Source organism: Rhizobium sp. ZPR4 (genome assembly GCF_040215725.1).
Classification (GTDB): domain Bacteria; phylum Pseudomonadota; class Alphaproteobacteria; order Rhizobiales; family Rhizobiaceae; genus Rhizobium; species Rhizobium rhizogenes_D.
On the sequence record NZ_CP157970.1, the window covers coordinates 90405 to 106674 of the forward strand.

Sequence of the window (16270 nt, forward strand, 5' to 3'; positions counted from 1 at the left end):
AATTTCCGCTTCCATTGTAAAATCAGGCTTGGACGAAGCAACAGATCGGACGTGCCGCTGATTCGACAGTGATCCCATTCGATTCTCTTCTTCAAATCGGACTTTGCGACCCCGAAGCAGGCATATCGGCTATAGTTGCCGTTATACAATACGCGCTTGGCCCGCATGAGCACGAATGAATTATCGTTTACAGGTGATCGACAGGATCCGCCGGAGCTTTCAGTTGAAGCCGTTGCCAAGGCCTACAAATACTGCCGGCCGGCTACCCAGATATTCCGGATGATCGGGACGCCGTCGATCAGCCGGACTCTGATGAGATCGGCTTTTAATCCCGGCGAGATATGGCCGCGATCGTTGAAGCCGAGCAGGTCAGCAGGATTCTTTGTAACCATTGCGACGGCTTCGGAAAGATCGAAGCCCTTGCTGGCCATCGAAAAGATGGCCTGTAGCAAGCTGCCGGGAACGTAGTCCGAGGTCAAGACGTCCAGGAGGCCGAGATGTGCGAGTTCGATTGCGCTGACATTGCCCGAATGCGAGCCTCCGAGGACGATATTCGGAGCACCCATCACGACCTTCATGTTAAGCTCGCGTGAGCGCCGCGCCGCTTCGATTGTTGTTGGAAATTCTGAGATCTTTATGCCTTCTGCGGACGACTCTTCAGCATCTGCTGCTGTCGTGTCATCATGGCTGGCCATAATGATGCCCCGACTCCTGCAAAGCTCGCCGATCGTTGCCCTTCGATTTGGGACATGCTGTCTCTGGTATTCCTGCTTTTCTACGATGTAGGCGGTAAATTCATCTTCGTTCCACACCCGCGCATTCTTTTTTCGCCGAAACTCGCGGTAGAGTTCTAGATTATGCCATTGCCGCTGCCCCGGCGTATGGTCCATGATGCTGACAAGCTTGATGTCAGGATTGTCCAAATGGCGCTCCACCATATCGGGCAACACCGGATCGGAAAGTTCGCATCTGAAGTGAAAATAATGATCAGCCTTTAAGAGGCCTGCCGCACGTGCTTGGATCATCTTGGGGATGACCTCGTTCAGCATGGCAGCTCGATTGCCGCCACTGTCGTAGTCTCCGAGCGAAAGCGCATCAAGGACGGTGGTAATGCCGCTGCCCAAGAGCTGCCAATCATGAGCCAGAACAGCCGCTAGCATAGATGGCCAACGCACGCCCGGTCGAGGGTGAGCGTAGTGTTCTATATTGTCAGTGTGTATGTCGATTAGGCCTGGCAACAAGAAGTCGCCCTCGCAGTCAAAGACATCAGCGCGCTCGTGAGGCACCGGATGAGGTGCGGAAAGCATGCCGTCACTGATCTCTATATTCCCGTCCATGACGCAATCTGCGTGAACGATCCGTGCATTGACTAGCCGCAAATTCATTTGTTCTTGGCCTCGGTTATCGTTCGCTCATCTTCCGGAGAGATTTCATGGTCCGTCGGTAAGAGGACGGTAACGCCGTTCTCAGCTAATGCGGCGGCCATCTCAGGCGGCGGCAATTGATCGGTAGACAAATAGTCGACTTGATCCAATGTCATGATGACGTGCGCATCTCTGCGCTCGAACTTTGTGCTGTCCAATACAATGGCGACCTGATGTGATCTGGAAACCAGCATATCCGCAAGAACGGCATGGGATTTGGTCGGCGCGAGGATACCGTCGACCGGGCTCGCGCCGGTCGCGCCGAGCACGCACAGATCGAATAGACGACCTTCGAGGGCCGCCAATACTTCATAACCGCCGACTGTCCGATATTTGGGGCTCACAATCCCGCCGAGCAAGGTGACGATGCAACGGCCGGAGGCAGCGGCAACAACGGCGATATCGATCATGTCAGTCGTAATCGTTAGATTTTTGCCCGTTTTGGCAAGTTCTTCCGCAACCATAAGCATTGTGGAGCTTGCGCCCAAATAGACGTTCATATCGTCCGCAAACAGCGCCATTGCCGCCTTCGCGGTTTGACGCTTTTTTGCCCGGTCCAGTTCCAGGCGATCATCGATCGGTTTCCGCGCTGTAAGATCGAACATTCGAACCGGGGTGGCCCCGCCGTGCACGCGTCGGAGCCGCCCATCATGTTCCAGAGCGCGTATGTCGCGGCGAATCGTTTCCAGTGAGACGTCGAAGCGCTTTGCAAAATCGCTAACGACGATAGTCTCGCCTCTATCGATAAGCGAAAGGATGCTTTGCCGACGTGAAGCTCCCAATATGGTCGCCTGCTTCGCAGAGCGGTTTTTACGAGTGCCCGTTATCGTCATGCTGCGTCCCGTTGACTGCACTACTGGTAGCGCAATAGTCGTGACGTGCATGTGACAAACAGCGTTCTTTTGCCCGAATTTGTGGGAAAATGGGAAGGCTAGGACGTTGATGGCGTAGCATTCTGAACTTGCTTGTAGTTTTGCAAATCCGATCGTGGCGATGGAGTGGTACAAACAATTGAGCGATACCGATACCTTCAGCGCCTATGACTTTGTGGGTTGCGCTGCACGTGGCCGCATCTTGATCGGATGAGGGCTTAGAAGCTTGAATTCAGCATCGTGATAAATCAGCGGCGCTACGTGACTTCCGAGGTTTATTCCATGCACATCGGCGACTGCGATCGAATCTGAACGGCAGTCATGCAGATGGACGACTTCGCATTCCAGCGAGAACATCGCCTCGCTTAACACCGGCACCGACCCCATACCTTGTGACCAATGACCGCAACGAAAGCGGTCTTCTCCATGCGAACCGTTCCGTCCCGCGAATACCTCTGCCAGAGCATGTTGAGCCGAGTGCAGAACATTGATTGAGAAGTTGGAACCGACATCGAAATAGGATTTTGCCGAGGTCGCGCGTCCGATACAGATGACGATGGATGGAGGCGTGGTTGAAAGGCAGCAATAAGATGTTGCCGTAAAGCCGACACGGCCGTGACCGCCACCGGCTGCAACAATTGCGACTGTATTGGCGCATCGGCGCATTGTCTTGCGAAACAACTCTTGAAAACTTCCTGCTTCGCCGTTGCCAATGTTATTGGGCTGAGCATACATTGGAGATCTCCTTAAATCGGCTTTCGGGGCGCCCGAGTTGAAGATTGTCGCGCAACGTGTCGCCGACAAAGCCTCTACGGAAGAGGCCACGATCTTGGAGAATTGGAACAACTTCGCAGCAGAACGTGGAGAGGTCGTCGGGTAGAACCGCCGGCATAACGTTGAACCCGTCCGCAATACCCTGATCGAACATGAACTGGAGGCGGTCCGCGACTTGAGTTGCCGTTCCGACGATATGGTTGTGCCCACGTCCAACTGAAACGAGGTCGATGAAGCCGCCGATCGTAAGCTTCCTCTCGCCGGCGATCTGAAGCAAGATTTTCTGTCTGCCCTTCATCAATTCGGTTTGAACCAGATTTGTCGGCAGCGGCGCGTCGATTTCATAGTCGCGCAAGTCCACCACTCCGCCCAGAACCTGATTTGCCATTTCGACGCCGACCTCATAATGGGTCAGGGATTGAAGCACATCTAGACGCTCTCGGGCCTCGCGCTCGCTTTGGCCGACAATGGGAACAATGCCAGGCATGACGACAAGGTCGGTCCGTTTACGGCCGAATCCGACGGCAATCGTCTTGATTCGATCGTAATAGTTTCGGGCCTCTTCAGGCGATTGCATGGCGGTGAAGATCACCTCTCCATATTTGGCCGCGAATTCGAGGCCAGCCGTCGAGGTCCCGGCTTGAACGAGGACCGGATGACCCTGGACAGGCCGCGCAATATTCAACGGACCTCGGACTTTGAAGCGTTCGCCCGTATGTTCGACAAAGTGAAGCTTGCTTATGTCGGCGTAAACGCCGGACAGCTTGTCGCGCGGGAATGCATTGTCCTCCCAACTATCCCACAGTGCGGTGACAACCTCGAGGAATTCGTGGGCTCGCGCGTAGCGGTCATCATGACCCGGATGGGATTGATGGCTGAAATTCAACGCCTCAAGCGGATTGGATGATGTCACGATATTCCATCCAGCCCTGCCATTGCTCAGATGATCCAGCGAGGCGAACTTTCGGGCGATATGATAGGGCTCGTTATATGTGGTCGTCGCCGTTGCGACGAGGCCGACATTCTTAGTCGTCACGGCGAGCGCGGACATCAATGTTATCGGTTCGAAACTGTCGTTGCGCGCCACATGCGCGACGACACTTTTCCTTGTCTCCCTTATGCCGGCGGAGTCCGGGACAAAAAGGAAGTGAAACGCCGCATGTTCAGCAAGTTTTGCCTGCTCCAGGTAGCGTCCAAAGTTCGCACCGCCATCGACAAATGCGGTGGGATATCTCCAGCCGGCCTCGTGGTGGCCGGTCTGGTTTAAAAACAAAGCGAGGGTCATTTGAGCTCGATCAGTCAAAGCATCCTCCTCGATTCTGCTGGCGAGCCGCTCTCTCCGAACCTTGACGAGAGCCTTCTTGAAGGAGCGGTATGATGTATAAAGTCACGCAGCCGAAGTCGCGTCAATTATATAATATAAATATACCAAAGTATACTTGGAAATATCCGAATATAATCGCGATATATTGCAGATATAAATTCAGCTGAAGGAGTTGTGCCGTGCAAGGGCGGTTCCACCTCCGCATCCTTCATGAGCCCTTAGGCTCTGGTTGAGAGAAGCTGTTTAGCGGCCAGGCACGTCAAGTCGATCACGGAGCCAATCGCCAATGATCGAAATGGACAATGTAATCAAAACGATCGCAAGACTGGGTACAAGAACGAGCCAGGGTGCAGATTGTAGGTACTCACGTGCTAGTCCAACCATGCTGCCCAGGCTCGGCATGGGGGGCTGCACCCCAAGCCCTAAAAACGACAGGCTGGATTCAAGCAAAATCACCTCCGGTAGGTTGAGGGTCATTGCGACGATCAAAGTGGATGCCACATTCGGCAAAACATGCCTGACATACACGCGCAACGGCGACGCGCCGAGGTCGAAGACGGCCAGTGAATAGCCTTGCTCCATGGCGGAGATGGCAACACCCCGTGACAATCGGGCGATGCGCTCCCAGCCAAAGAGACCGAGAAGCAGCGTAAACAGAGTAAGGCCGTTGCCAAAGAACGCCAGAATTGTGATCGCCACGATCATGAACGGCAAAGCAGCTTGGATATCGATCATCATTAGGATTGCCTGCTCGACGCGCCCACGAAAATGAGCTGCTGCAAAGCCGCTGACGATACCGAGCGTTGCCGCGATCAGCGTCGAAATGACCGCGATCGATAGGCTTATTCTTACGGACATCATCAGGCGGGACAGGACGTCACGCCCGAGTTGATCCGTGCCCAACATGTGTTTCCAAGTGCCGGCTTGACTGAACGCGGGTGGAATCAGTCGCATCCGCAAGTCCATCGATGCGATATCATAGGGTGCGAGGGCCGTCGCACCTATCGCAATAAACGCCATTAACAGAATTGCGACGAACGCCAGCAACACAGGCAATGGAAAATGGCCGCGGACAAAAGATCTTGATGCGCTGATGGCTCCGATCTTCCTGCCTGCGGTGGGTGAGGCCCGATTTGTCATCGTCGCGCTCCGGATGTCGCTTGCCGCCTCATGCGCGGATCAACAAGACCATATAAGAGATCCACGCCAAAATTTGCCAAAACCATAGAAAAGCCGACAAACAGAAGAATCGATTGTACTACCGCTAGATCGCGATTTGCGACCGAGGTCACCAGCAATCGGCCGACGCCAGGCCAGGAGAATACACTCTCGATGACGACAGCCCCTGCGACCGAACTGCCGATCATCAGTCCAACGATCGTTATGATCGGGATCGCGGCGTTCGGAAGGACATGAAAGAGAACAATCCGTCGGCGCGGAATTCCTTTGATGATCGCCGCCCTGACATATGGCTGACTTAAAACATCGCTCACGGCAGATCGCGTGTAGCGGGCAAGCGTGGCGGCGCCGAATAGCCCCAAGGTCGCGACGGGTAGCAGTGCGTGCTTGATCGACCCGGCTCCCCCGGAAGGCAGCCAGCCAAGCTCGACGGAGAACACCATGATCAAGCACAGGCCGACGACGAAACCCGGCACCGCAAGTCCGAATATGGCTGAGGTCATCAATAGCTGATCGACCCAACTGCCACGCCGAAGCGCGCTAAAAGTACCCGCCGGCACGCCAATGGCCATCTTGACGATAAGAGCGGGAATCGCGATCGCCAGGGTTGCGGGAATTCGTTCCCAGACAACTGTGAAGGCCGGCCGGCCGTCGAGCATCGATCGACCGAAGTCTCCGGCGAATATCGCAGCGATGTAATGAAGGTATTGCGCAAGCATCGACTGATTCAATCCCCAGTCTCGTCGGAATTCATCGACCGCCGCAGCCGAGGCGTCCAGGCCAAGTATGTTGATTGCGGGATCGCCGGACAGTCTGAGCACCACGAATGCAAATGTCACAACCAGCAAAAGCGTTGCGACGGCTCGGCTCAATCGAATTGCAATATAAAGCAACATGTGGCTCTCAGCTCGTTCGACCGAAGGATTGAATTTCCAGATGACATGAGACCTTCCGCCCGGAGCCGCTCGACCGCAGCGGCGGCCTTTCTCGCCGGCATTTTTCGACGGCGCAAGGACAACGAGGATGAAAGGCGCATCCCCTGGGAATATCCATGGGATTTGGCGGGTCGCCAGCCAGTATCGTTGCCTTTCCCGGCGTCTGGTTGGCGCGTGGAATGGCCGAAATGAGTGCCTTCGTATAGGGATGGCGAGGGCTGCGAAAGAGCTCGTCCCGACCGGCCTCCTCGACAATCCGCCCCAGGTACATGACTATAATTCGATCGGCGATTTGGCGCACCGCCTTGAGGTCGTGGCTGATGAAGAGGTAGGTCAAATTTTTCGCAGATTGTATCTCCTTCATTAAGTTGAGAACCTGAGCGGCGACCGACACATCGAGTGCAGATATGGGCTCGTCGCAGACAAGCAGTTCGGGGCTCAAAATAAGGGCACGGGCGAGGACGACCCGCTGGCGTTGGCCGCCCGATAGCTCATGCGGATAGCTATCGAAATTCTCAGGGCCAAGGCCCACCAAAGAGAGTGTCTCCAGCGCCAAATCCCGCCGATCTCTTCCCGTCAATCCCTGCCGATGAATAATCAGCGGCTCGGCAACTTGCGTTCCAACCGACATGCGCCGATCAAGGGAGCCGAGCGGATTTTGATACACCATCTGCATTCTTCGTCTTTGTGCTCGCCACATGCGATCCCTACGAGAGTGAACCTCCTCGCCGGCCAGCGACACTTGCCCCTTGGTGGGCGCAAGCATACCAAGCACCAGGCGCGCCATCGTCGATTTACCACAGCCTGACTCCCCGACGACCCCGAGCGTTTCGCCCTTATCCAGAACAAAGGTAATGTTGTCGACCGCGATCAGGGGCTTACCTCTGTCAAGGAATGAACTGCGGATGTTGAAGTGCTTGACAAGCCCACTTGCCTTTAGGAACTCCGTCATGCGATTGCCTCGGCCTTCGGCGAACGCATGAGCATGGCGCCTCTGCCCGCATTCACGCAGGCTACTTGATGGTTTCCCCCAACGTCCCGCAATAAAGGCATGCTGTGCAGGCATTTGGCATGCGCGAAATCACACCGTGGAGCGAAGGCGCACCCCTCGGGCATTGAGAAGGGGTTGGGCAGCGTACCCGGCATCGTTCGACGAGGCAAAACCGGCCCTGCGATGCCAGGGTCGGATGCAATCAGTCCGCGCGTATAGGGATGGCGACCGTTGTTCCAAATCTCTTCCGCCCGAGCGAATTCGAGCACTTGCCCGGCATACATCACCGCAATCCGATCGCAAGCCTGCGACACCATGCCCAGATCGTGGGATATCAGGAGTAGGGACATCTTACGGTCCCGCCTTATGTCATTGAGGAGTTCCAGGATCTGGGCCTGTACCGTTACGTCCAAGGCGGTTGTCGGCTCGTCGGCGATCAACAGATCCGGCTCTCCCGCCAGCGCCATCGCGATCATGATCCTTTGGTTCATTCCCCCGGAGAGCTCGTGAGGATATTGGCTCATGCGCCGTGCCGGGTCGGCTATCCGAACCTGGTCGAGCAGCCGTTTTGCCTGGATACGTGCCGTACCCCAGCTCAGTCCTTTGTGCTGGACGAGCGACTCGCTGATCTGCCATCCCACGGTTCGAATCGGGTTGAGCGAAGAGGTGGGATCTTGAAAGATCATCGCGATACGCTTGCCACGGATCTTGGTCATTTCTTGCGCCTTGATCGCAAGAAGATCGCGGCCTTCCAACAGCGCACGACCGGTGACTCGCATCTGCTGTCCAAGAACGCCCAGAACCGCCAACCAGGTTATGCTCTTGCCGCACCCGGACTCGCCGACCACACCGACCGCTTCACCTCTTTCGATGTCGAGATTGACACCGTTGAGAAGCATCGCGGTGCGGCCGCCGCGTTCGATCTGCAATTCGAGATCCTTGATTTGAAAAAAAGGCTGCATCGTGCCACCCACTTCCAGGCTGAACAGTAGATCTACACGGCCAAACCGGTATCGAGCAGAAACGAGCGGAGCGCTGGATATTCCGGATCTGGATTGGCCTCGAACGGCCCCCCGAAGTCGTCGACGAAGGCGGTATGCGATACGAAGCCATAGCCAGGAACGGAAACATGAAGCTTGAACGCCGCCGGTTCCGCTATGGCGCGGGGGACTCTCACTGCGCCGAGTTCGAGGTGGTTGGCGTTGACAACAGCCGGCGCGATCGATGCCAGCGTGCCAGCCCAGAGGCAATCGATCGCACGATGATGATGACCGCACAGGAATCGGACGATTTGTTTGTTTGCTTCGACGATTTCCTTCAATGCGTCGCTGCCTGCCGTCAGCCTTACAGTGTCGTAGAACTCGGATCCGATCTTGAAAGGTGCATGATGCGTCAGGATGATCGTTGGCGTATCGGGCCGCTCGGAAAGCCTTTCGCGAAGCCATTGCAAGCGTGGCGCACACAGCTCTCCATGACCCTCGCCGGCGACAAGCGTGTCCAACCCTATCACGCGCAGGTTTTCGTACTCACCGCATTCCTGAACGAAGGCAAAATCCTTGATCTTGCTCTGCTTCTCCGGAAAAACGCTGAGGAAATTCGCTCGGACGTCATGATTGCCAAGCACGAGATGTACCGGCATGGATAGCCGGTCCAGCATGGCCCGCAAATGCTGATATTCCTCGAGGCGGCCGCAATCCGTGAGATCTCCGGTTATGACGACAATATCCGGTCTTGGCCTCAGGCCCTCGATCTTCTCAATAGCTTTTTCGGCCAGGGCGGTCGTGTCGATACGACCGAAAGCCAAGCCCCTGTCGGCCTTGCGGATATGCAGATCGCTCAGATGCGCGATAATCATCATGCTTCTCTCTGTTCTGGGAATGTGTCTTGCCCAATCAATTTAGTCAGGGCTTACGATCGGACGCTGAAAGGTCCGAAGTCCATCATTGGCGTGCGTTGGGGTGACCAAGGCACATTGGCTTGCTTGCCGTAAAGCATTGCCGTCTCGTGTAGAACCGTGCCGGGCGGGTCGATCTCACCGAATATGTCCAACGCGCGACGATGAAGCTGCCGCCGTTCGTTGACGTCCAGCGTCGTCGCGAGCGTTTCGCCGATGCGATCGAATTCCGGATTGTCCCAGCTCTTGGCCTGGTAGTGGATGAAGCCGTTGGGTCCATACAGCGGATAGATCGATCCCATCAGGTCCGGATAGACCATATTGATGGAGCCGTTGAATATGGCGTTGTTTGGTTGGGCGAAGACCTGCGTAAAGTTCTCGCAAACCTTAAGCTGCACGTTCACGCCCACGCTCTGCCACATCTGCTGAAGGGCCTGAGCGGTGTCGAGTTCGGCCGTGTAATAGTTTGCCTGCGTACGATATTCGATCGGCTGCCCGGAATATCCTGCCCGCTTGAGAGCCTGTCTGGCTGCGTCGGGGTCATAGGCGGGCGTCGGATAATCCTTGATATATAGATCACCATATTCCGGCCATTGAAAGCCGCGGGGAACAGTTACCTTTCCGCCGAAAAGTTGCTGAGCAATGAGGCTTCTGTCGATGGCGAGATTGAGTGCCATGCGAATTGTTCGATCAGCCAAGGGCCCGCCAAGCGTTCCATAATTGAGAACGCGGATATTGTTGATCGCACCGCCAACGACCTCCAGGCGGGATCGGCCCTGGATGTCGGTGACCTGATCAGGAGTTACCTCGGTAATGATATGGACATCACCGGCTGCCAGCGCGTTCACACGACTCGCCGCCTCCGGCATGACCTTGAAGGTGATCGAGGAAAATGGCGGCCGCCCCCCCCAATAGGCATCATGGGAGACCAGTTTGATCATCTCCCCAGTCTTTGCCTGTTCGACCCGATAGGGACCCGTTCCAATCGGAGCCATCGCCCATTTGTCCCAATCTCCAATCCGTTCGAAAGCCGATTTACTGACGATCTGGCTGCCCCATCCCGCCAACCTGAATTGAAAGAGCGGATCGACCGCCTTTGTGACAAACCTTACCTTGAGAGGGCCGACTGCCTCGACCCTTGCAAGGCCACCGAAGAATTGGCGAGACACACTTTGTCCCGGCAGGCCTTCGGTCAGCATCCGGCCAGGTCCGAAGGTAAAGGCGACATCCTCACTCGTTAGAACGGACCCGTCATGGAAGCGGACGCCATCCCGGATGGTAAAATCCCATGTGCAAGTATCGATCTGCTGCCATGAGTCCGCCAGACCGGGTGAAAGTTCGCCGTTGCGCGCATGATCGATGCGGATCAGGCTGTCGTAAATGTTCGACGCCACGCGAAAGGTTACATTCGTGGTGAGGCGAAGCGGGTCGAGCTGCGGTGGATTGTCTTGAACACCCACAATCAGATCCCGTCGAGCCTGAGCAAAGGACATACGCGGATCCCACGCCCCGACAATCGGAAGAACGCCCATTGCCTTCAGGTAATTTCGACGTGTTATGGCCATTTTACATACATCCCCGATTGTCAAAACATCGTATACGGTATAAAGAGGCAACATGTTTAGACATGTCTACATGTCAGTGACTTCGCATGCCGCGGTGACACTACGATGACAGGAACTGGAGAACGAGAATGCTTGATGATACCGCTCAGCTTGTGAGCGAACTTCCGCGCTGGCGACAAATTGAGCTGTCCATCCTGAGGGAGATCGACGCGGGTGCGTTCAAGATCGGTGAAAAACTGCCGGGCGAAAATGCTCTTGCCCCCCACTTTGGTGTAACTCGGACGACGGTGCGACGCGCACTAACCGAACTTCAAAATAAAGGTATACTGCGTATCGAACAGGGCCGCGGCGCATTTGTCGAGCGTCGGCTGCAATATGGGTTGGGACCTGACTCTTCCTTTATGGCAAATCTCCGCGACGCGAGCCTCACGCCGGCAGCACAAATCCTGCATCGTTTCGAGATCGCCGCACCGGCCGACGTCGCCGCAAAGCTTGACATGGCCACTGGCTCGCCGATTTTCATCATCGACACGATTGGCGAGGCAAGCGGGACGATTATTTCAGTCACGCGGCATCATCTACCCGTGGATTTCTTCCCGGACGCTTCAAGCAGGGTACAGGCTTTTTCCTGCATCACCGAAGTTTACAAGCAGTTCGGATTTAAGCGATCACGCCGGACCAACTGTGTGATTGAAGCCCGTCTTCCCACCCCGGATGAGGCGAGCCGGTTGGGTCAACCGCGCACGGAGCCGATCCTCGAAGTTCGGAGCGTTAAGCGGGCGGGGGAAAGGGCGATTGATTACACGGTCGCCCGATTTTCTGCAGCTCGGGTCTCTGTCTCCGTCGACAATTGACGCGGCTGCTGTCGTATTAGTCGCGATCAGGTGGCAATAGGGGTGCGGAGGGTGGCGCCGCTATTGATCTGCGCCGCCCCTCGGGCCTGTCAACGCACCGCGGGTATCGTCAGCAAGCATGCTCTCGACATGCAAGACAATCGTTCTGCCTTATTTGTGAGCCGCTTCGCTTTGGACCCGACGTATGTCGGCCGCCATATCTCTATGCGGTGCATGAACGGAGCGAATTGCAAGCCTTATCGTCACAAGGTTAGCCGCAAGTATTAGTCCGAGACCGAATAGAAGGCGACCAGTGATTGGAGCACCAAATGCAGTCGCGCCAATGATCACTGAAAACACGATCCTTAGAAAGTCGAAAGGTGCCGCAAGCGGCAGTGTCAGGACACTGTAAGCATGACTAACGAGGATTACGATGGCAAAGGTTGTGGTACCGATGATCACGAGCGGCAGGATATCGGATAGATGTGGCTGAGCCATCGAAGGGGCAGCCAATCCCAATGATCCGAATGCGACATAACACATGGACAGCGCTCCCGAAGTCGATGCGCGCGTGCTTCTGCCGATGAGCCGATTGCAGAATAACATTCCTGTCGTGCATAGAAAGGCGAATATGAGCGCTATATAGCCCGTAAATGAGAAAGTGAAAGACGGAGAAAGTGAAACACCCGCGCCGATCACGGCCAGGATTATCGTAAGCGTCTGCATGCCGGATAGTCTCTCCGAGAGCAGTATCCAGCCAAGAATAGTCGCAGCCATGGGTGCAAGCATGTTGACGAAATAGACACTGGCGAAGTCGATATTTGCCGCACACCAGAATGTCGCAACCGTCGATCCCAAACAGAAAGCCGATCGGCATATAACGTCCAGTCGGAAGGTTTTCAGGGCCATTCTGTCTCGTTTCCATATATAGAAAAGGACAAAAAGAGCAGGCGCGGAAAGCGAGAGCGCAACGATGTCGATCGCTCGCAAATCCGGATTGCAATATCGAACCGCCGCGCCGCTGAGCGGGGAGAGAAAGGCGCAGAGCACCAGCTCCCAGATCGGAATGACAGGATATGGCATGACGCAACCTCTAGGCGACAAGGCTCATCGCGTTACAATAGCCGTGCGCCATTCGCGCCATGAGGTCGGTTACGTAGGTATGATAAGGCGGTTCAAGCGTATCAACGCCGCTGATTGGATCCGCCGATCCGCTAAAGGGATCAATCGCCCCATTTGCGAAGGTGGCAGCGACGGCGGCTTCGTCGAGCCTGCCGGTAAAGGCAGCGTCCGGGCGCCCGGCCAGGCCACCGATTGCGGCAGCAAGGGCATATGCGGCCATGTTGGCGGAGGAGCCAACAAGGATATTTTCAAAGTCGTCCTTCATGGGAGGATGTTTGGCGAGACTGTTGTGAAGTCGCGCCGTGCCGGCCTCATTCGGATTGTCCACACATGCACCGCATAACGCCCCTTGCTCGGCCGCCATCAGAAAGAGCGTGTCCGTATGCAAGACGCCTCGTGAGATAGCTGTTCCTGTTGACAGATATGCATTGCCGTCGGCTGCAAAACCAAAATGCTCGACCGCAAGCGCCACTCGCGGTGCCGCAAGCGAAAGAAGTCCTCGGAATTGATCGTCAAGATCGCAATCGAGTTCGAAGCCTTCCACGGCAACCGCAAACAATTTCGTGCTTGTGCCCCTAAGTGCATGAATTGCATCACGATTGACTACTACGGCACCGGCTGCCCGAAACGCTGCTGCTGTCTGGGAGACGAGAGGCTTGGCCGTTACAACGATGCTGGCACAACCTCTTGCCAAGAAGAGAGCTCGCGCGATGGCAGCGGCGCCAGGCGGCCCGTCGACCTCTCCAATCGAGACATCAATGTGGGGCCGAACAGACCAACCGGTAACCAGAATAGCGATATCGGCAGCGCCGACGGAGCTTACCAGTTTCGCTGCAAAGTCAGTCGATCCGGCATGATTTGAACCTGCTCTTTCCAAGGCGTACAGCTGTGCCGTCCGTCCACCCAGATTGAAGTCGAGGGTCATCAATTTGTCCAGTTCGCGGCCGAAGCGCTCCTTGAGCGCCTCTGCCGTGGGTCTCACATTGAGATAGGAAAAGTAGTTGCTCACGATGTATCTCCCCCTTTTTCGAAAATGGCATGACGCGCGGTATCGCCAAATGAGCCTGGAGCAGCGAGGCAAAATATCGCGCACGCGGACGATGCTTCAGGGTATCAACTTGTCTCGAGGTAGATGGAGGCCCAGGTCGCGACCGCGATTGCATTCCACGCGGGCCGGAAGGTGTGGACATCACCTTGATGACAGGCCGAATGACGCAGCGCCGCCTCCACTTGGGGAAGAAGCAAATCATGGGTTTCCAACAGCCGTTCGGATCGGAGCCAATCGACACGCTCTGCGATCCAGTGCCACATCGACTTGTCATATTGAAGATGTTGAATTCGCTTCGGACGGGAGGTGATTTCTTCCGGAAGGATCATCGCCGCAGCCTGGCGGAAAATGATCTTGTTTTCGCGCGCTCCGAGTTTTTGAAAGTCTGGTGTCTCAAGCGCCAAATCAATCATCGAGTTTTCGGCAAACGGCATACGAAAAGACAGGCCGAAATGTCCCGCCAGAAGCTCTTGCGCGCCCAAGCGCTCGTCTCGATGAAGCAAGTCCTGGCATAGGCGGCGGTAGATCGCGCCGTCCCCACTCGGTAAGTCGCGGTGGTAGGGCATGCCCGCAAACAAGGTATCAGCGACATTGCCGGAGAACATCACATCCACAAGGTTGCTGGCAAACTTATGGAGGGCGTAGAGGCATGGGAATTCCTCATAGCCCCCGGGATTGTCGACCGCCTCTATTGTGCGTCGAAGCAGGGAGGTCAAGTCTTTCGGTTGAACGATTATCTCGTGATGAATAGTCCCGAGATGTTCAGAGGTTTCTTTTGCGCCGAGCAGCTCGGGATCGCCTTGGCCATAGCCAACGGTGAAGGAGTGAAGTTCCTTATGGGGATATAGGTGTTTGAGCGTCGCTGTCATGAAGGCGGAATCGACGCCGCTGCTGAGCATGACGCCGTATCGATTTTCCGTGTCTTGAGAATGCCAAGTGATGGCTTCCGTTGCGCATGCCGCTAGCTTTTCAGGCGGTATCGGCCTGAGAGGTGGCTGGTGACGGTCAATATCGCGGCGGAAGTGTTCGACCTCTATGTGTCCATCGGTCCAGGTCAACATGCTCCCGGGCGGTACCATCGATATCGATTTGAAGAAGGTGTGACCGGCAGGTGCCCAGCCATGTCCGACGAAATGATCGACTGCGATGCGATCGATCCGACGAGACCTTCGCGGCGATCTCGCAAGTGCTTTATATTCGCTCGCGAAGTCGAACGTTCCATTGCCAGTCGCAAACGCGAGGCTTTGGCTACCAAAGGAATCGCGGACGAGCAGTATCGTGTTCTGGTCGGGGATCCAGATTGCCAAAGCGAAGGAGCCGTGAAGGGTGCGAAAGAAGTCGGCGCCAAATCGCCTGAAGCTGGCACCGAGTGCTTCGGCATCAAGAAACCGCGCCAGCCGATCGCTTCGATCGATCACGAATGGAGCGCCTGCAAAGGCAATGACGCAATCACCAACGTTCGCAAGATGCGGCCGGTCGTCGTAATATCGGGAGCCAATGGTAAAGCCCCGCATCCGTCTGGTCGAAAGCTCGCTGCCGCGATGTGAAAGGGCCTGGCTCATTGCCTCCAGTGTCCGCGCAGTGCTGTCAAAGGTGCCGAAGATCGCGCTATTGCCGCGTACCGAAGCCTCAATCGTGCTTTCGGCTTGAGCACATCCTTTCGGATGTTGATCGCCTATCGTCTCCGATGGCCAGTTCATGCGAGGGCCCTCGTTACTAGCGCAGCCGACGCGCCAAGCGCGAAGACGACAATGCATCCATAGGCAATGGTGTTCGGTGCAGGTATGCGTATGGAAGCGATGTGCAGGGCCGCAAGCGAAAGAAAAATCAAATTCGTCAGCAGCGGAAAGATATCGTCTCCGAGCCATGGTCGGCACAACAGCAACACGGCCAAAAGAGGAATATCATAGGAAAGCGGCACGCCAAGAAACCGGCGATCGGCAGACAGGCCGAAATTGCTGAAGTAGCTTAGTCGGATAGCTCCGACCAGCAACAGGACGATCCCGGTCACAAACGAGATGGGCGTTTCCTTGCTGAGGCCGACAACGATGACCGCCGGTAGGACAGCTCCATAGACGAGATCGGCAAACCCATCGATACTTTTGCCGAAATTGGCGACCTCCTTGCTGCGATTGCGCGTGCGACCAGCAACGATACCGTCGAGCTGATCAGCCAGCATGGCCCAAAGACCCAGAGCGACCGCCGCCTCGAATTGGCCGTTGAGAGCAAAATGGAGTGCCAAGCCGGAGAAGACTATTCCGGTGGCAGTGATTGCGTTTGCGGGATCAAACAGGTAGCGGATCATATGA

15 protein-coding genes and 1 pseudogene are annotated in these 16270 nt (G+C 55.8%); 1 reads left to right on the top strand and 15 read right to left on the bottom strand.

Annotated elements, in window-relative coordinates; all coding sequences use genetic code 11:
- Nucleotides 1–242: 242 nt before the first annotated feature.
- From ABOK31_RS33640 to ABOK31_RS33690, 11 genes and pseudogenes are all read right to left on the bottom strand, one after another.
- Nucleotides 243–1337 carry an alpha-D-ribose 1-methylphosphonate 5-triphosphate diphosphatase gene (locus ABOK31_RS33640; RefSeq protein ID WP_349963088.1) on the bottom strand — a complete coding sequence of 365 codons (1095 nt, stop codon included), beginning with the start codon at nucleotides 1335–1337 and terminating at the stop codon, nucleotides 243–245.
- A gap of 44 nt (nucleotides 1338–1381) precedes the next feature.
- Nucleotides 1382–2257 (bottom strand): DeoR/GlpR family DNA-binding transcription regulator, encoded by an 876-nt coding sequence (locus ABOK31_RS33645; protein WP_349963090.1) that lies wholly within the window; start codon nucleotides 2255–2257, stop codon nucleotides 1382–1384.
- Between the two features lie 204 nt (nucleotides 2258–2461).
- The gene (locus tag ABOK31_RS33650; RefSeq protein WP_349963091.1) at nucleotides 2462–3031 is read right to left on the bottom strand and encodes a flavin reductase family protein; all 570 of its coding nucleotides are present in this window, start codon (nucleotides 3029–3031) and stop codon (nucleotides 2462–2464) included.
- Nucleotides 3012–4373 (bottom strand): LLM class flavin-dependent oxidoreductase, encoded by a 1362-nt coding sequence (locus ABOK31_RS33655; protein ID WP_349963093.1) that lies wholly within the window; start codon nucleotides 4371–4373, stop codon nucleotides 3012–3014. Before ABOK31_RS33655 ends, ABOK31_RS33650 begins: the two co-directional genes overlap by 20 nt.
- A 264-nt stretch (nucleotides 4374–4637) precedes the next feature.
- On the bottom strand, nucleotides 4638–5534 hold the full coding sequence (locus ABOK31_RS33660) for an ABC transporter permease (RefSeq protein ID WP_349963095.1): 897 nt from the start codon (nucleotides 5532–5534) through the stop codon (nucleotides 4638–4640).
- Nucleotides 5531–6232 carry an ABC transporter permease gene (locus ABOK31_RS33665; RefSeq protein ID WP_349963119.1) on the bottom strand — a complete coding sequence of 234 codons (702 nt, stop codon included), beginning with the start codon at nucleotides 6230–6232 and terminating at the stop codon, nucleotides 5531–5533. Before ABOK31_RS33665 ends, ABOK31_RS33660 begins: the two co-directional genes overlap by 4 nt.
- 3 nt (nucleotides 6233–6235) lie before the next feature.
- Nucleotides 6236–6469: pseudogene (locus ABOK31_RS33670) on the bottom strand (ABC transporter permease); the annotation flags it as partial.
- A gap of 7 nt (nucleotides 6470–6476) precedes the next feature.
- Nucleotides 6477–7460 carry an oligopeptide/dipeptide ABC transporter ATP-binding protein gene (locus ABOK31_RS33675; protein WP_349963097.1) on the bottom strand — a complete coding sequence of 328 codons (984 nt, stop codon included), beginning with the start codon at nucleotides 7458–7460 and terminating at the stop codon, nucleotides 6477–6479.
- A complete protein-coding gene (locus tag ABOK31_RS33680) occupies nucleotides 7457–8461 on the bottom strand; it encodes an ABC transporter ATP-binding protein (RefSeq protein ID WP_349963098.1) in 1005 nt (334 codons plus the stop codon). Before ABOK31_RS33680 ends, ABOK31_RS33675 begins: the two co-directional genes overlap by 4 nt.
- Nucleotides 8462–8493: 32 nt before the next feature.
- Nucleotides 8494–9357: a phosphodiesterase gene (locus tag ABOK31_RS33685; protein WP_349963100.1), complete on the bottom strand. Its 864-nt coding sequence runs from the start codon at nucleotides 9355–9357 to the stop codon at nucleotides 8494–8496.
- 50 nt (nucleotides 9358–9407) lie between these two features.
- The gene (locus ABOK31_RS33690; RefSeq protein ID WP_349963101.1) at nucleotides 9408–10853 is read right to left on the bottom strand and encodes an ABC transporter substrate-binding protein; all 1446 of its coding nucleotides are present in this window, start codon (nucleotides 10851–10853) and stop codon (nucleotides 9408–9410) included.
- A gap of 233 nt (nucleotides 10854–11086) precedes the next feature.
- Between ABOK31_RS33690 and phnF the strand changes: the two genes are divergently transcribed.
- Nucleotides 11087–11812 (top strand): phosphonate metabolism transcriptional regulator PhnF, encoded by a 726-nt coding sequence (gene phnF / locus ABOK31_RS33695; protein WP_349963103.1) that lies wholly within the window; start codon nucleotides 11087–11089, stop codon nucleotides 11810–11812.
- A 150-nt stretch (nucleotides 11813–11962) separates the two neighbouring features.
- On the opposite strand, the gene ABOK31_RS33700 is transcribed toward phnF, so the two are convergent.
- From ABOK31_RS33700 to ABOK31_RS33715, 4 genes are all read right to left on the bottom strand, one after another.
- A complete protein-coding gene (locus ABOK31_RS33700) occupies nucleotides 11963–12874 on the bottom strand; it encodes a DMT family transporter (RefSeq protein WP_349963105.1) in 912 nt (303 codons plus the stop codon).
- Between the two features lie 10 nt (nucleotides 12875–12884).
- A complete protein-coding gene (locus tag ABOK31_RS33705; protein WP_349963106.1) occupies nucleotides 12885–13922 on the bottom strand; it encodes a glutamate cyclase domain-containing protein in 1038 nt (345 codons plus the stop codon).
- 104 nt (nucleotides 13923–14026) lie between these two features.
- The gene (locus ABOK31_RS33710) at nucleotides 14027–15661 is read right to left on the bottom strand and encodes an asparagine synthetase B (RefSeq protein ID WP_349963107.1); all 1635 of its coding nucleotides are present in this window, start codon (nucleotides 15659–15661) and stop codon (nucleotides 14027–14029) included.
- Entirely contained in the window at nucleotides 15658–16266 is a 609-nt protein-coding gene (locus tag ABOK31_RS33715; RefSeq protein WP_349963108.1) for a CDP-alcohol phosphatidyltransferase family protein, read from the bottom strand. Before ABOK31_RS33715 ends, ABOK31_RS33710 begins: the two co-directional genes overlap by 4 nt.
- Nucleotides 16267–16270: the final 4 nt, after the last annotated feature.

Bases quoted from the DNA above. Each gene is read 5' to 3' on its own strand.
- ABOK31_RS33660 (WP_349963095.1), bottom strand. From the start codon at position 5,534: ATGACAAATCGGGCCTCACCCACCGCAGGCAGGAAGATCGGAGCCATC.
- ABOK31_RS33640 (WP_349963088.1), bottom strand. From the start codon at position 1,337: ATGGACGGGAATATAGAGATCAGTGACGGCATGCTTTCCGCACCTCAT.
- phnF (WP_349963103.1), top strand. From the start codon at position 11,087: ATGCTTGATGATACCGCTCAGCTTGTGAGCGAACTTCCGCGCTGGCGA.
- ABOK31_RS33675 (WP_349963097.1), bottom strand. From the start codon at position 7,460: ATGACGGAGTTCCTAAAGGCAAGTGGGCTTGTCAAGCACTTCAACATC.
- ABOK31_RS33715 (WP_349963108.1), bottom strand. From the start codon at position 16,266: ATGATCCGCTACCTGTTTGATCCCGCAAACGCAATCACTGCCACCGGA.
- ABOK31_RS33645 (WP_349963090.1), bottom strand. From the start codon at position 2,257: ATGACGATAACGGGCACTCGTAAAAACCGCTCTGCGAAGCAGGCGACC.
- ABOK31_RS33650 (WP_349963091.1), bottom strand. From the start codon at position 3,031: ATGTATGCTCAGCCCAATAACATTGGCAACGGCGAAGCAGGAAGTTTT.
- ABOK31_RS33710 (WP_349963107.1), bottom strand. From the start codon at position 15,661: ATGAACTGGCCATCGGAGACGATAGGCGATCAACATCCGAAAGGATGT.
- ABOK31_RS33680 (WP_349963098.1), bottom strand. From the start codon at position 8,461: ATGCAGCCTTTTTTTCAAATCAAGGATCTCGAATTGCAGATCGAACGC.
- ABOK31_RS33665 (WP_349963119.1), bottom strand. From the start codon at position 6,232: ATGCTCGACGGCCGGCCGGCCTTCACAGTTGTCTGGGAACGAATTCCC.
- ABOK31_RS33685 (WP_349963100.1), bottom strand. From the start codon at position 9,357: ATGATGATTATCGCGCATCTGAGCGATCTGCATATCCGCAAGGCCGAC.
- ABOK31_RS33700 (WP_349963105.1), bottom strand. From the start codon at position 12,874: ATGCCATATCCTGTCATTCCGATCTGGGAGCTGGTGCTCTGCGCCTTT.